Below are 12869 nucleotides of genomic sequence, written 5' to 3'. Positions count from 1 at the left end.
ATTAATTTTCCTTGCAAAGATACAACTTATGATAATTTTGATGCTAATATTCGCTTTCGACTTTCGAGGAATATATAAAATTGAATTCCGATTAATAGTGTTGCAATAACTAGGTGCAACGGTTGTGTGGTAAATGGAAAATCAAAATAATACATGGCCATACCAGTTACAATTTCAGCCAGAATGCATAGCATCACCAAGTTTAGTTTGTTGTATCCTAAATTGTATGTTTTATGTCTGTAATACAACCATCCATTAATTAATAGGACAGCTACGGAAAGCGTACGGTGTATATAGAATTGTACTGTTGGGTCCTTTAACCATAAAGTTTTTACATATCCAACATCTTTAATCTGCTCATCGACATATTGTCTCACTTGGGTGCCCAAAATAATTTGAATCAATGTAAGTAAAATACTTAACCCAATTACGTTTCTAAACAGAGCATCAAATTTTTGATTTTTAGAACTTGTTTTAGAGGCAAAAATGAGATAAAGTATAATGGCAACAATAACCAATGCCATCACCATATGAATGGTAATTTTAAATGGTGCCAGATTAGAATCAACTACTGTTTTTCCTAACCACGCCTGAAACGCCATCGCAAAAATGGTAAAGATAGAAAGTATTAGGAATCGTTTTCTATCCTTCCAAAGCCAAATGGATATAATCGTAAAAATCAATATTGGGATGCCTGATAATGCTCCCATTAGCCTATTGATATATTCTACCCAAGTATGTAAAGGGTTAAAAATGGCATAATCGTGTGTTGTGTAATCATCCCAATTATTAAGGTTTAAAGTATCTGAAGAGGAAAAATCTTGTGGTGCTACTTTTAAGGATTCGTTATATATAATAACAACTCCCTTTTTATAAAAATGATTGGGTTTAAATTGAAGCTCCGATAGTTCTGTTGGCGGGATATAATACCCAAAACACTTTGGCCAATCTGGGCAACCCATACCAGATCCCGTCATGCGTACCACAGCACCAGCGATAATGACCAAATAAATCATTACCAGCGCTACTTTTGTTGTTTTTCTAAACGCTTTTCTCATTAATTATAAGTGTTTTTTAAAACATAAACTATTGTCCATTCCCTTGTATTGACCGTATTTTGGTATGGATTCATAGTTGTTCTTTTTGTAGAATTCAACGGCCTCTTTTTGTCTAATACCGGTTTCTAAAATAGCATGAGTAAACCCTAATTCTTTTGCCCATTCCTCTAAGGAATTTAAAATTTTACTAGCTATTCCTTTATTTCTAGCTTCGGTTTTGGTAAACATGCGTTTTATTTCCACGCTGTTTTTATCAAAGATTTTAAATGCTCCACAGCCAACAGGTTTGTCATTGAGATACGCTACAACAACATTTCTTAAGGATTCAATACTATTAAATTGATTATAGAACTCATGTTCATCACCATCTGTAATTTTTAAATAGCTGTCAAGTTCCTTTACTAGCGCTATAAAATCTTCATTCTTAGAGTTGCTTTTGATGATTTTTAACATAATCAAGAGGTTGTACTTAAACCTAACTTTTCACCTTCTTTGAGCATCAATTGATAGGCAGCATGGTGTTCATTGGGAATCTCTCCTTCTAAAATAGCTTCTTTTATGGCTTCTTTAATTATTCCTATTTCCCGTGAAGGTTTTAAATTAAAGGCTTTCATGATTTCTTCTCCTGAAACTGGAGGTTGAAAATTACGAACATGATCTCGTTCTTCGACTTCCTTAATTTTATCCCTAACAATCTTAAAGTTATTGTGATAGCGCTTAAAACGCTTAGGGTTTTTGGTAGTGATGTCAGCTTCACAGAGTGTCATTAAATCTTCTATATGATCACCTGCATCAAAAATGAGTCGTCTTACTGCGGAATCTGTAACATCAGTTGCCAGAACAATTGGTCTTGAGCTCATTAACACCATCTTCTGAACAAATTTCATTTTGTCATTCAGTGGCATCTTTAAACGCTTAAATAAATGATACACCATTTTTGATCCCTTAAACTCGTGACCATGGAACGTCCAGCCAATTTTCTTATGAAATTTTTTAGTCGGTGCTTTACCAATATCATGCAATAGAGCAGCCCATCGTAACCAAAGGTTATTTGTGTTTTTCGCAATATTGTCAACCACTTCTAAGGTATGATAAAAGTTGTCTTTATGGCGTTGGCCTTCAATTTCGTCGATACCTTTTAGAGCGGTCAATTCTGGAAGAATAAAATCGAGTAACCCCGTTTTTTCTAATAAAATAAACCCTTTTGAAGGTGTGTCACTTTCTAAAATTTTATGTAATTCAGTAACGATACGCTCTTTGGTAATTATTTTGATTCGATCCTTGTTTATAGAAATCGCATTGAGAGATTCTTTTTCAATGTTAAAGTCTAATTGTGTTGCGAATCGAATGGCCCTAAGCATTCTCAATGGATCATCACTATAGGTTGCATCTGGATTAAGTGGAGTTCTTATGATTCTATGTTCCAAATCCCTGATACCATTAAATGGGTCTAATAACTCACCGTAATTTGAAGGGTTTAAACTTAAGGCTAGTGCATTAATCGTAAAATCTCGACGATTTTGATCGTCCTCTAAGGTTCCTGGTTGAACATTAGGGTTTCGACTTTCTTCAGTATAACTTTCCTTACGCGCACCTACAAATTCAATTTCGACATCATCATGACGAAGCATGGCTGTGCCATAGGTTTTAAACACTTGTACTTTAGGGTTATTAGGTAGTTTTTGAGCTACTTTTTCTGCTAATTCAATGCCGCTGCCAATAGCAACAACATCAATATCCTTTGCATCACCACGTTCTAAAAAGTAATCACGCACAAAACCACCGATGACGTAAGATTCCAGATTTAGTGCTTCGGAAGCTTCAGATATCGTTTTGAAGATTGAATGTTGAAGTGCGTTTTTGTAATTCATTTAAGTCCCAAAGTTCAAATTTGGGATGCTTTTTTCTTCTTTTAGTCCCTAATAATTGAAAGAGAACCGTCAGAATTTATTTTTATAATTCTTGAAGGAGTAGCATCACTTTTTTCTTGTTGCAAATTTACAACATAGTCCACACCTTTTAAAATGTCACCTTCTATTTCTTGAAATGATTTAGGGGTTGGGTTTCCGCTGACATTGGCAGAAGTTGAGACAATGGGTTTGCCCAACTGCTCAATTAAACTGAACGCAAACCCTTTTGAAACAATTCGTATTGCAATTGTGTTTTCAGAAGAAACTAAATTATGTGCCAGGCCTTTAGGGTTATTATAAATTATGGTTGTTGGTTTTGACGCGTTTTTTAGGATAGAATGTACACTATTTGGAATAGACCCAATGTAACCTTTTAGCATAGTGAGTGAGCTTGCCAAACAAATAAGCGCTTTGCTTTCCTCTCGTTTTTTTAAATGATAGACTTTATTTACTGCTTCAACGCTTGTAGCATCGCAACCAACACCCCATACGGTGTCTGTCGGGTATAAGATTATGCCTTTGGAATAGAGTGTTTTTAGAGCGGCATTAATTTCACTTTGCATGGGTTTGAGCCTTATATTTGTCGTGTCGCAAAATTACAATAGAAAATTAAAGGACTTTTCATTAAATGAAAGAAATAAAGGTTTTTAATACTAATTTAGATAGTGGACTTAGAATTAAGCTTGAAGAATTAATCGCTGATTTTGAATCAATTGATGGTGGGGTAGGTGATAGAAATACGATTAAAGTAGTTGATTTAGAAAGTATAAAGGTTAACATTAAAGCATTTAAGGTACCTAACTTTATTAATCAATTAGCTTATAATTTTTTTAGAAAAAGTAAGGCTCAACGTTCTTTTGAATTTGCTAACACCTTAGAACGCCTCAATGTTGGTACTCCACAGCCACTGGCATATTTTGAATATAAAACTCTATTGTTTTTTAAGAAGAGCTACTACATCAGTGAACAGTTAGAGTATGACTTAACGTATAGAGAGTTAATAACAGACTTTAATTACCCCGATTACGAGGCTATTTTACGGGCATTTACGAGATTTACACATAGTCTTCATAAAAAAGGTATTCAGTTTTTAGACCATTCTCCTGGGAATACATTGATTAAAAAAAATAATGATTCCTATAAATTTTATTTAGTCGATTTAAACCGAATGAAATTCGGGCAAATGGACTTTAAAACACGAATTAAGAACTTTTCCAGATTAACACCTCATAAATCTATGGTAGAAATTATGAGTGATGAATATGCCAAGTGTACTGGCGAAGATTTTGAAACTATATATAATCTAATGTGGAAAGAGACCAGTAAGTTTCAATATAAGTTTCATCGAAAAAAGATTTTAAAGAAAAAATTAAACCTAAAGAAGAGCTAGTTGTTTTTATGGAGCTCTCTTAATTTTGAATATTTTAAAAACGCAATGTTTGCTGTCTGAACGCAGATGACAAAACCATTAAATCCATCTAAAAACCCAAATCTCAGAATATAGGATTTAAAGAACGCCCAGCTTGGGTTAACCCACAGTTTCCAGAATGGAGCCTTTTTTCCTTTCTCATAATAAGCTTGAGCGGAAATCGTAGAAAAATATTCTGTTTTTAGATTAAATTCAGAATAGGTCTGATAGGTCCAATGTAAAATATCTCCTTTTAGTTTCGATGCTTTACTGTTACTGTCCTTAAACCCAATAGTTTCGTGGATTTTATGTCCCCTCCAATATGCTTTTCGTCTGTCGAAAACACGTAATTTTTTATTAGGGTACCAGTCAGAATGTTTTATCCATTGCCCACAAAAGTTATTATATCTATTACAGTAATATCCATCGTATGTCCAATGAGACTTTAGCTCAATAATCGATTTCTGTAATTCTTCAGATAATGCTTCATCCCCATCTAAAGACACAATGTAGTCATAGGAGGCGTGTTGTAAGGCAAAGTTTTTTTGTTCTATATAACCTAAGAATTCCTGTTCTATAAATTTCACATTGTATTGAGAACATATCTGTTTAGTGCTATCAGTGGAAAAAGAATCGACAACGACAATTTCATCAACAACTGATTCTAGAGATTGTAAACATTTTTCAATGTTTCGCTCTTCATTATAAGTAATAATAACACCAGAAAGTTTAATCATACGTGGTAGAAATGTTAGGTAAAAATAGCTATTTTTACCCTAATGGAATCCATAAAAGCCTCAGTTATTATTAGTACTTATAATCAGCCGCTTTGGCTAAAGAAAGTATTATGGGGCTATGAAGTACAAACGAATTTAGATTTTGAAATCGTGGTTGCCGACGATGGCTCTACAGAAGAAACAAAAGCGGTAATAGACGAATTTAAATCTAACAGTAATTTAAAGATCAGTCATGTTTGGCAGGAAGATGATGGGTTTCAAAAAACAAAAATTCTTAATAAGGCTGTTTTAAGAACTTCATCCGATTATGTGATTTTTACTGATGGGGATTGTATTCCCAGAAAGGATTTCGTTGATGTACATCTCAATCTGCGGCAACCTAACCATGTGCTATCTGGAGGCTATTTTAAATTGCCTTTGTTCATCTCAAACCTAATACGTGAAGGCGATATAAAAAAACAAAAATGTTTTGATTTAGATTGGTTATTGAGTAATGGTTTAAAGAAAACATTTAAAACAAACAAATTAACGACAAGAAAGACGAAATCATGGTTTTTAAACACGTTTACAACAACCAAAGCGACCTTTGATGGTATGAATGTGTCTGCGTGGAAAAAAGATATTCTAAAGGTAAACGGATTTGACGAACGCATGCAATATGGGGGAGAGGATCGGGAGATTGGAGAGCGCCTTAAGAATAAGGGGTGTAAGTTTGTACAGATTCGCTACAGTGCTATTTGTTTACATTTGTACCATGATAGACCTTATAAAAACAGCTCAGATTTAGAGAAGAATAAGGAGATTAGGAAGGAAACTAAAAGAAATAAAAGTAAAGTGACACGATTTGGAATTGAAAAACTTTAATAGTAATACAGGCATTTCGGTTATTATCAGTACGTATAACGCTGAAGAATGGTTAGAAAAAGTCATTTGGAGTTATCATGCCCAATCTTTCAAAAATTTTGAAATGATTATTGCCGATGATGGCTCTAAACATCCAACCTTTGAGCTTATTGATAAACTCAAAGCTCAGGTACATTTCCCAATAACACATGTGTGGCATAAGGATGATGGTTTTCAAAAATCAATGATTTTAAACAAAGCCATTACAGCTTGTAATAGTCATTATATCTTAATGAGTGATGGCGATTGTTTAGCCAGAGAAGATTTTTTGAAGATTCATAATGATCACCGAGAAGAAGGCTATTTTTTATCTGGCGGGTATTATAAACTACCAATGTCAATCTCTAAAGCAATAACCAAAGAGGATATAGTTTCTCAAAAGTGTTTTCAATTACCGTGGTTAAAGTCGAAAGGACTACAAGGATCTTTTAAAAACAATAAGCTCACAGCTAGAGGGTTAAAAGCTAAACTATTAAACCTTATAACCCCTACAAATGCGAGCTGGAATGGCCACAATTCCTCTGGGTGGAAGTCTGATATTTTAAAAGTCAATGGTTTTGATGAGCGTATGCAATACGGTGGACAAGACCGAGAATTGGGCGAGCGTTTATTTAATTTAGGTTTAAAATCGAAACAAATTAGATACAGTGCAGTCTGTTTACACCTAGACCATAAAAGGGGGTATAAAAACCAAGAGTCTATTGACAAAAATCGCCGAATAAGACAAACAACAAGATCCGAACGTCGTCAGTGGACAGACTATGGTATTGTTAAAAAAGAGGGTTAATTACTTTTTGATTTTTTCACTAAGCGAATAGCCTTTTAAAGATTATGACAATCTGTTATCTATCCAATTTAAGATGTATTCTAAAATAGAATCTTCAGCTAACTCGAGACTTTGAAAGGTCATAAAAAGTTTGTGATCTTGTTTTAAAAAACGATTGAGTTTTCTTTTTACTGATGATAAGCTTTTGTATGATCTGAAATAGGTTAATTGATCAACATTACTATAGTGATAGGTGTTGTTTTTTACTTCTAAATGTTCAGAAAGCGATGAAATGATAAATTGATTTTCATTTCTGAAGCGATATTTAATATTGTCCTCAAGAACTGGGTTTGTATCGAAGAATTTTTCCAACGTAGATTTGCGAACACAAACAGGGGTATGGAATCTTCTGATATAGTTTTTAGTGCCTGCCAGTTTTGCACTGGTCTGTTGAAATTGTTTAAAACCAACAGTTTTTCTCTTTATTGGTATTCCAATTAACTTCCTAAAATTACGATACAGTTTACGTAAATGCCTGTCTTCGTTGTATTTTTTCCACTTTCCCCTTATAATTGGTTTTCCGTCAATAAAAAAATCGCTTACAGATGTTTCACGCATTAAAAAAGTATCATCGTTGAAGACAATGAAATGCTCAGAAAGATCAGGAACTCTGAAAAGCATACTCCCTATTGTACACGAATTAAAGGTTGGTAAATAGTTTTCGTACCCTCTAAACAGTACTTTATGATCAATTAGTTTTAATCTTATATTTTTTGACTCAGCTCTTTGCTTAAGGGATTCAAAATGATCAGGTTGTTGCTGGTCCGTTACTAAATAAATGTTTTTTACAAAAGGCGCATATTTAATAATGGATTTTATAGCAATATTAATTTCGCCAATAGAATTAAATCTTATGCTCTGTTCCTTTTTGGAAAAATCAATTTTCTTTTCAGAATAGGTGTTTATACGCTTTTGCCATTCTTTGTCACCGGCATCAACCCATGTAATAACAGCATCTAAAGTAATATCTTCGTCTTTTTCCATAAACATCGCTGGTTTTTTAGAAGTCTTTCGTTTTCCGTTGTTTCCTAAACGGCAACATCGTACTCACGGAGTGCATCATTAAGCGATGTCTTTTTATCTGTACTCTCTTTGCGTTTTCCTATAATAAGAGCACAGGGAACTTGATATTCACCAGCCGAAAATGTCTTAGTATAACTTCCTGGAATCACCACGGACCTTGCTGGTACGACACCCTTCATTTCTTTAGGTTCATCTCCTGTAACATCGATGATTTTAGTACTCATGGTCAATACGACATTAGCTCCTAAAACAGCTTCCTTTTCAACACGCACACCTTCCACAACAATACAACGACTGCCTATAAAAGCACCATCTTCTATGATAACGGGTGACGCCTGTAAAGGTTCTAAAACACCACCAATGCCAACACCACCAGAGAGATGTACATTTTTACCGATTTGTGCACAACTACCAACAGTTGCCCATGTATCTACCATTGTGCCTTCATCTACATAAGCACCAATATTAACGTAGCTTGGCATAAGTATTGTGCCGCTAGAAATATAGGCGCCATGTCTTGCTACCGCATGTGGTACAACTCTAATGCCTTTCGACGCATAGTCACGTTTTAGTGGAATTTTATCATGGTATTCAAAAATTCCGACTTCGTAAGTTTCCATTTTCTGAATAGGGAAATAAAGCACCACTGCTTTTTTAACCCATTCATTGACTTGCCAACCATCATTAGTCGGTTCAGCGACACGGAGTGTCCCTTCGTCAATAAGTTTTATGACACTGCGTATAGCATCAATTGTAACTTCATTTTTTAAAAGGGATCGGTCTTCCCATGCGTTTTCTATAACGGTTTGTAGTTGTTGCATAAATCCAAATTTGGATTCAAAGATACTGCTCAAATTAGAGGCTTAAAAATTTTATGCTAAAAATTGTAGAGACTCTGCGTATCTTTGCAACAATTATGGGAAGACTCTTAGCATTAGATTACGGAAAAAGGCGAACAGGGATCGCTGTTACCGATGAGCTAAAAATTATAGCATCAGGGTTAACCACCATGGACACTCCATCATTGCTTGGTTTTCTAGCGGAGTATTTAGAAAAAGAAAAAGTGGAAACTATCGTTATTGGGTTGCCAAAACAAATGAATAACACGGCATCAGAAAGTGAAGCGGATATTCAAAAGTTTATGCCAAAGCTTCAGGCTAAGTTCCCAAATGTTCCTATTGTACGTATCGATGAGCGCTTTACTTCAAAAATGGCATTTCAATCGATGATAGATAGTGGCTTAGGAAAGAAGAAACGTCAAAATAAAGCCTTAGTAGATGAGATCAGTGCCACATTGATTCTTCAGAATTACATGGCGCAATTATAGCACACAAACAATTCATTACATCTTCTTTAATAATGTAATAAGAATTGTATTTTTGCGTCCGAAATGAAACGATTATGATTTTACCAATTGTAGCCTATGGCGACCCGGTTTTAAAGCGAAAGGCTAAGGAAATAGATGCGGACTATCCAAAGCTAGATGAGCTAATCGAAAACATGTACGAGACCATGTATGGTGCATTTGGTGTTGGATTGGCTGCTCCACAAATAGGATTATCCATCCGTTTGTTTTTGGTAGATACGTCGCCGTTTGCAGAAGATGAAGATTTAACGCCTAAAGAGCAAGAAGAACTTAAGAACTTTAAAAAGACATTTATAAATCCAATTATTTTAGAGGAAGAGGGAGATGAATGGCCTTTTAATGAAGGATGTTTAAGTATCCCTGATGTACGAGAAGATGTTTTTAGAAAGCCCAAAATAAAAATTCAATATCAGGATGAAAATTTTGAAACTCATGTTGAAGACTATGATGGGTTAATTGCTAGAGTTATTCAGCATGAATACGACCACATTGAAGGGATATTGTTTACGGATAAACTATCTTCCTTTAAAAAGCGTTTAATCAAAGGGAAATTAACCAATATTTCAAAGGGAAAAATAAAAATTGATTATAGAATGCGTTTTCCTGCAATGAGCAGAAAACGCTAAATAGTATTATATGACATTAGATAAGATACTTTCCATTTCAGGAAAACCAGGATTATATAAAATAGTGACACAAACCCGTACCGGTGCCGTTGTAGAATCTTTGCTAGACGGTAAGCGTATTACTGTAGGTGCGCACAGTAACATCAGTATTCTAAGCGAAATCGCTATTTATACGTTAACGGAAGAGATTCCATTACGCGAAGTTCTTAAAACGATAAAGGAAAAGGAAAATGGGGAACCTACAAAAGTAGGTCCTAAGGATGGAAAATTAGCCTTAGAAGAATTCTTCTTTGAGGTATTGCCAGAATATGATGAAGACCGTGTATATCCATCGGATATTAAAAAGGTAGTGCAGTGGTATAACATACTTCAAAAAAACAATTTATTGTCTACCTTAGAGTCTGAGGACGAGGAAAAAGACACGTCCGAAGAAGAATAGATTTACAAAAAAACATGTCCAATAGACAATCCCAATTACAAGCCTTCGATCGCTTATTGACCATTATGGATGAGCTGAGGGATCAATGCCCATGGGACAAAAAACAAACCATGGAGTCTTTGCGCCATCTAACGATTGAGGAAGTCTACGAGCTTGGTGATGCTATTTTGGATCATGATTTGGATGAAATTAAGAAAGAATTAGGCGATGTTCTGTTGCATATTGTTTTTTATGCCAAAATAGGAAGCGAAACCAATAGTTTTGATATCGCCGATGTTTGCCATAGCATTTGTGATAAATTGGTGGAAAGGCATCCGCACATCTATGGAGACGTTGAGGTTAAGGACGAGGAAGACGTAAAGCGAAATTGGGAACAGCTAAAATTAAAAGAAGGCAAAAAAAGTGTGTTAGAAGGTGTGCCAAAAAGTTTACCAGCTATGGTAAAGGCCAATCGCATACAAGATAAGGTTGCTGGGGTTGGCTTCGATTGGGAAGAGCCACAACAAGTCTTTGAAAAAGTGGAGGAGGAGCTCAACGAATTACAATCCGAGATAGCTACCAATGACCATGATAAGATTGAAAGTGAATTTGGTGACGTACTATTTTCCATGGTTAATTACGCACGCTTTTTAGGGGTTAATCCTGAAAATGCATTAGAGCGCACCAATAAAAAATTCATAAAACGCTTTCAATATTTAGAGCAAAAATCTAAGGACATTCAAAAGCCATTAAAGGATATGACGCTTTCTGAAATGGACGTGTATTGGAACGAGGCAAAAAAGTTGTAATTTTTTTAGACCTTTATAATCCAAAAGTAATTTTCATCCGTATTTAATATATATGGAACTTATAACTTACAAGTTTCATAATCTTAGTAGGATCTTAATTATGAATTAAGCGGTTGTAATTAAGGTTAATTTAGTTTAGTTAGGGCGAAACCCACTTGTTTAGGCAAGTGGGTTTTGATATTATAACTACTTATTAATAATTGAGAATTGTTAATAACTCAGTTCTTCTTAGGTTGAAGTTTTTATGTCAGTCGTTTTTTAATATCCATTCTCTGATGCAGAATTCTTACGATTTCCACAATTCCATTATCAACTTTTCTATAAAAAATCAGATGCGATTTAATTTTCGTTACTCTATAGTTTTTACGAGTTTGTTCTGCTGACTTTCCTGTCATAAAGTTGACAGCAATAAATTCAATTTCCGCTATTATTAAATCGTAATATCTGTCAGCTTGCACTTTAGACCATTTGCTAAGCGTATAAACCCAAATTTTGTCTAAATCCTCAATCGCTTGTTGGCTTATGCGATATTTGTTTTTACTCATAAGTGTTTGCGATGCAATTCTTTCAGATGTTGTTTGGGGTCAAAATTTTCAACAAATCCGCTTTTTTCTCCAATTTCAAGAGCTTTAATCAATTCTCGCTCTTTTTTTTCTTCACTTTCTAATAGTCGTAAAGCAGAACGAATGACTTCACTTACGGAACCATATCTTCCAGATTTTACTTCTTCTCTTATGAAGTCCTCAAAATGATTTCCGAGTGATATTGATGTGTTTTTTCCCATTTTGAATAAAATTTACTCAAATATACCAAATCTTGGTAACGTAGGCAAATTGCACAGAACGTGTTTGTATGAGATTAGTTGCGTGGTTTAAACACCTAATTTTGCAAATACAAACCGAATTGAAAATCCGCGAGACTCGAGCGTAGCGAACTGGCGCAAGCAATTATAGTAAATAGGCGAGTACTAGCAATAAATTATATACGGTGTTCTATGCAGTATTTATTCCACTTTCTTTTATTTCTATAACTACTTTGTCAAAAAATTTTCTTACGTTTTCAATAAACGTTTTATTCAGTTCTTTTGATTTAATTTTTATTTCATAGTCTTTATCCGGTTCTAATGTTGGATATATGTCGTCCCACATTACACCCAAGTTTTCGTTTTGATTAATTATTTTTATGATTTCGGTATCTTTGGTAGTAAAGTCTCCATTTTTGTGAATAATCTGATTTCTGATTTTTCTCATATCATTTAAAAACTTCCATTCAGGATTCAGTTTATTAAAGTCAACTTTGTAAATTCTCTTAAGGTATAGTTTGCCTTTTTCTAAATCACTATTTCCTTTCAAATCTGTTAGTCCAATTGGGAAATTGTTGATTTTTTTCAGGCTTTCACACAGCCATTTAAGATAAACTTCGAGCATTGAATATGTCTGAATAATAGAAGAATATCTAATTCTATTTGGAAATTCGTGGTCAAATTTAAATCCATCAGATGCTAATTCGTCCTCTAAATTTTCCATTGCAACATTCCATTCATCGGTATCTTCGATTTTGTCAACTTCATCATACTTTTGGTCGATTTCTTTCTGAACTGTTGAGATATGATTTTCTATAAAATCTTGTAGAACAATATAGTTTTCGAATTTAACTTCTAAAAACGCATTTAAAAACTCGATTGTTCTATCCAATTTATATTTCGGCGTTTTTTCATATTGCATAGAACGTGTTTGTGTGTGATTAGTGGTGTGTTTAAAGCACTAATTTAGCAAATACAAACCG

General features: G+C 34.3%; 17 protein-coding genes. 7 read left to right on the top strand and 10 right to left on the bottom strand.

Annotated elements, in window-relative coordinates:
- Nucleotides 1-26: 26 nt before the first annotated feature.
- Genes ACFEMA_RS10385 through ACFEMA_RS10370 form a run of 4 tightly spaced genes read right to left on the bottom strand, consistent with a single transcriptional unit; the run spans nucleotide 27 to nucleotide 3531 of the window.
- Nucleotides 27-1058: a COX15/CtaA family protein gene (locus tag ACFEMA_RS10385; protein WP_411768130.1), complete on the bottom strand. Its 1032-nt coding sequence runs from the start codon at nucleotides 1056-1058 to the stop codon at nucleotides 27-29.
- Nucleotides 1059-1061: 3 nt separating this feature from the next.
- Nucleotides 1062-1511 carry a GNAT family N-acetyltransferase gene (locus ACFEMA_RS10380; RefSeq protein ID WP_411768129.1) on the bottom strand — a complete coding sequence of 150 codons (450 nt, stop codon included), beginning with the start codon at nucleotides 1509-1511 and terminating at the stop codon, nucleotides 1062-1064.
- 2 nt (nucleotides 1512-1513) lie between these two features.
- Nucleotides 1514-2929 (bottom strand): CCA tRNA nucleotidyltransferase, encoded by a 1416-nt coding sequence (locus tag ACFEMA_RS10375; RefSeq protein WP_411768128.1) that lies wholly within the window; start codon nucleotides 2927-2929, stop codon nucleotides 1514-1516.
- A gap of 41 nt (nucleotides 2930-2970) precedes the next feature.
- Nucleotides 2971-3531 (bottom strand): L-threonylcarbamoyladenylate synthase, encoded by a 561-nt coding sequence (locus tag ACFEMA_RS10370; protein ID WP_411768127.1) that lies wholly within the window; start codon nucleotides 3529-3531, stop codon nucleotides 2971-2973.
- Between the two features lie 65 nt (nucleotides 3532-3596).
- On the opposite strand from ACFEMA_RS10370, the gene ACFEMA_RS10365 reads away from it, so the two are divergent.
- Nucleotides 3597-4358, top strand: coding sequence for a lipopolysaccharide kinase InaA family protein (locus ACFEMA_RS10365; protein WP_411768126.1), 762 nt, complete (start codon nucleotides 3597-3599; stop codon nucleotides 4356-4358).
- Here the strand turns inward: ACFEMA_RS10365 and ACFEMA_RS10360 are convergent.
- Nucleotides 4355-5113 carry a glycosyltransferase family 2 protein gene (locus ACFEMA_RS10360; protein WP_411768125.1) on the bottom strand — a complete coding sequence of 253 codons (759 nt, stop codon included), beginning with the start codon at nucleotides 5111-5113 and terminating at the stop codon, nucleotides 4355-4357. The genes ACFEMA_RS10365 and ACFEMA_RS10360 overlap by 4 nt on opposite strands.
- A gap of 42 nt (nucleotides 5114-5155) precedes the next feature.
- On the opposite strand from ACFEMA_RS10360, the gene ACFEMA_RS10355 reads away from it, so the two are divergent.
- Nucleotides 5156-5977, top strand: coding sequence for a glycosyltransferase family 2 protein (locus ACFEMA_RS10355; protein ID WP_411768124.1), 822 nt, complete (start codon nucleotides 5156-5158; stop codon nucleotides 5975-5977).
- Complete coding sequence (locus ACFEMA_RS10350) at nucleotides 5958-6803, top strand: glycosyltransferase family 2 protein (protein WP_411768123.1); 846 nt, start codon at nucleotides 5958-5960, stop codon at nucleotides 6801-6803. Before ACFEMA_RS10355 ends, ACFEMA_RS10350 begins: the two co-directional genes overlap by 20 nt.
- Before the next feature lie 42 nt (nucleotides 6804-6845).
- Here ACFEMA_RS10350 and ACFEMA_RS10345 read toward each other — a convergent pair whose 3' ends face one another.
- Entirely contained in the window at nucleotides 6846-7826 is a 981-nt protein-coding gene (locus ACFEMA_RS10345; RefSeq protein ID WP_411768122.1) for a Stealth CR1 domain-containing protein, read from the bottom strand.
- A 44-nt stretch (nucleotides 7827-7870) separates the two neighbouring features.
- On the bottom strand, nucleotides 7871-8686 hold the full coding sequence (locus ACFEMA_RS10340) for a 2,3,4,5-tetrahydropyridine-2,6-dicarboxylate N-succinyltransferase (RefSeq protein ID WP_411768121.1): 816 nt from the start codon (nucleotides 8684-8686) through the stop codon (nucleotides 7871-7873).
- Between the two features lie 95 nt (nucleotides 8687-8781).
- On the opposite strand from ACFEMA_RS10340, the gene ruvX reads away from it, so the two are divergent.
- From ruvX to mazG, 4 genes are all read left to right on the top strand, one after another.
- Nucleotides 8782-9192: a Holliday junction resolvase RuvX gene (ruvX, locus tag ACFEMA_RS10335; RefSeq protein ID WP_411768120.1), complete on the top strand. Its 411-nt coding sequence runs from the start codon at nucleotides 8782-8784 to the stop codon at nucleotides 9190-9192.
- Nucleotides 9193-9266: 74 nt separating this feature from the next.
- Nucleotides 9267-9857 (top strand): peptide deformylase, encoded by a 591-nt coding sequence (gene def, locus ACFEMA_RS10330; protein WP_411768119.1) that lies wholly within the window; start codon nucleotides 9267-9269, stop codon nucleotides 9855-9857.
- 10 nt (nucleotides 9858-9867) lie between these two features.
- Nucleotides 9868-10296, top strand: a complete 429-nt coding sequence (locus ACFEMA_RS10325; RefSeq protein WP_411768118.1) for a DUF5606 domain-containing protein — start codon at nucleotides 9868-9870, stop codon at nucleotides 10294-10296.
- A 14-nt stretch (nucleotides 10297-10310) separates the two neighbouring features.
- A complete protein-coding gene (gene mazG, locus ACFEMA_RS10320) occupies nucleotides 10311-11084 on the top strand; it encodes a nucleoside triphosphate pyrophosphohydrolase (protein ID WP_411768117.1) in 774 nt (257 codons plus the stop codon).
- A gap of 242 nt (nucleotides 11085-11326) precedes the next feature.
- Here the strand turns inward: mazG and ACFEMA_RS10315 are convergent, their stop codons facing one another.
- The 3 genes from ACFEMA_RS10315 to ACFEMA_RS10305 all read right to left on the bottom strand — a co-directional run bounded on the left by ACFEMA_RS10315 (nucleotide 11327) and on the right by ACFEMA_RS10305 (nucleotide 12808).
- Nucleotides 11327-11629 carry a type II toxin-antitoxin system RelE/ParE family toxin gene (locus ACFEMA_RS10315; RefSeq protein ID WP_411768116.1) on the bottom strand — a complete coding sequence of 101 codons (303 nt, stop codon included), beginning with the start codon at nucleotides 11627-11629 and terminating at the stop codon, nucleotides 11327-11329.
- Nucleotides 11626-11868, bottom strand: a complete 243-nt coding sequence (locus ACFEMA_RS10310; RefSeq protein ID WP_411768115.1) for a type II toxin-antitoxin system ParD family antitoxin — start codon at nucleotides 11866-11868, stop codon at nucleotides 11626-11628. Before ACFEMA_RS10310 ends, ACFEMA_RS10315 begins: the two co-directional genes overlap by 4 nt.
- Before the next feature lie 208 nt (nucleotides 11869-12076).
- A complete protein-coding gene (locus ACFEMA_RS10305) occupies nucleotides 12077-12808 on the bottom strand; it encodes a hypothetical protein (protein ID WP_411768114.1) in 732 nt (243 codons plus the stop codon).
- Nucleotides 12809-12869: the final 61 nt, after the last annotated feature.

This window comes from Winogradskyella sp. A3E31, assembly GCF_046720935.1.
Classification (GTDB): Bacteria; Bacteroidota; Bacteroidia; order Flavobacteriales; family Flavobacteriaceae; genus Winogradskyella.
Note: the sequence above shows the minus strand (reverse complement) of the source record. Positions and strands in the feature narration are given on the sequence as shown.

Excerpts from the sequence above, each read along its gene's own strand:
- ACFEMA_RS10340 (WP_411768121.1), bottom strand. The coding sequence starts at position 8,686 with ATGCAACAACTACAAACCGTTATAGAAAACGCATGGGAAGACCGATCC.
- ACFEMA_RS10305 (WP_411768114.1), bottom strand. The coding sequence starts at position 12,808 with ATGCAATATGAAAAAACGCCGAAATATAAATTGGATAGAACAATCGAG.
- ACFEMA_RS10355 (WP_411768124.1), top strand. The coding sequence starts at position 5,156 with ATGGAATCCATAAAAGCCTCAGTTATTATTAGTACTTATAATCAGCCG.
- ruvX (WP_411768120.1), top strand. The coding sequence starts at position 8,782 with ATGGGAAGACTCTTAGCATTAGATTACGGAAAAAGGCGAACAGGGATC.
- ACFEMA_RS10310 (WP_411768115.1), bottom strand. The coding sequence starts at position 11,868 with ATGGGAAAAAACACATCAATATCACTCGGAAATCATTTTGAGGACTTC.
- ACFEMA_RS10325 (WP_411768118.1), top strand. The coding sequence starts at position 9,868 with ATGACATTAGATAAGATACTTTCCATTTCAGGAAAACCAGGATTATAT.
- ACFEMA_RS10360 (WP_411768125.1), bottom strand. The coding sequence starts at position 5,113 with ATGATTAAACTTTCTGGTGTTATTATTACTTATAATGAAGAGCGAAAC.
- ACFEMA_RS10345 (WP_411768122.1), bottom strand. The coding sequence starts at position 7,826 with ATGGAAAAAGACGAAGATATTACTTTAGATGCTGTTATTACATGGGTT.
- ACFEMA_RS10315 (WP_411768116.1), bottom strand. The coding sequence starts at position 11,629 with ATGAGTAAAAACAAATATCGCATAAGCCAACAAGCGATTGAGGATTTA.
- ACFEMA_RS10365 (WP_411768126.1), top strand. The coding sequence starts at position 3,597 with ATGAAAGAAATAAAGGTTTTTAATACTAATTTAGATAGTGGACTTAGA.
- def (WP_411768119.1), top strand. The coding sequence starts at position 9,267 with ATGATTTTACCAATTGTAGCCTATGGCGACCCGGTTTTAAAGCGAAAG.
- ACFEMA_RS10385 (WP_411768130.1), bottom strand. The coding sequence starts at position 1,058 with ATGAGAAAAGCGTTTAGAAAAACAACAAAAGTAGCGCTGGTAATGATT.
- ACFEMA_RS10370 (WP_411768127.1), bottom strand. The coding sequence starts at position 3,531 with ATGCAAAGTGAAATTAATGCCGCTCTAAAAACACTCTATTCCAAAGGC.
- ACFEMA_RS10380 (WP_411768129.1), bottom strand. The coding sequence starts at position 1,511 with ATGTTAAAAATCATCAAAAGCAACTCTAAGAATGAAGATTTTATAGCG.
- ACFEMA_RS10375 (WP_411768128.1), bottom strand. The coding sequence starts at position 2,929 with ATGAATTACAAAAACGCACTTCAACATTCAATCTTCAAAACGATATCT.
- mazG (WP_411768117.1), top strand. The coding sequence starts at position 10,311 with ATGTCCAATAGACAATCCCAATTACAAGCCTTCGATCGCTTATTGACC.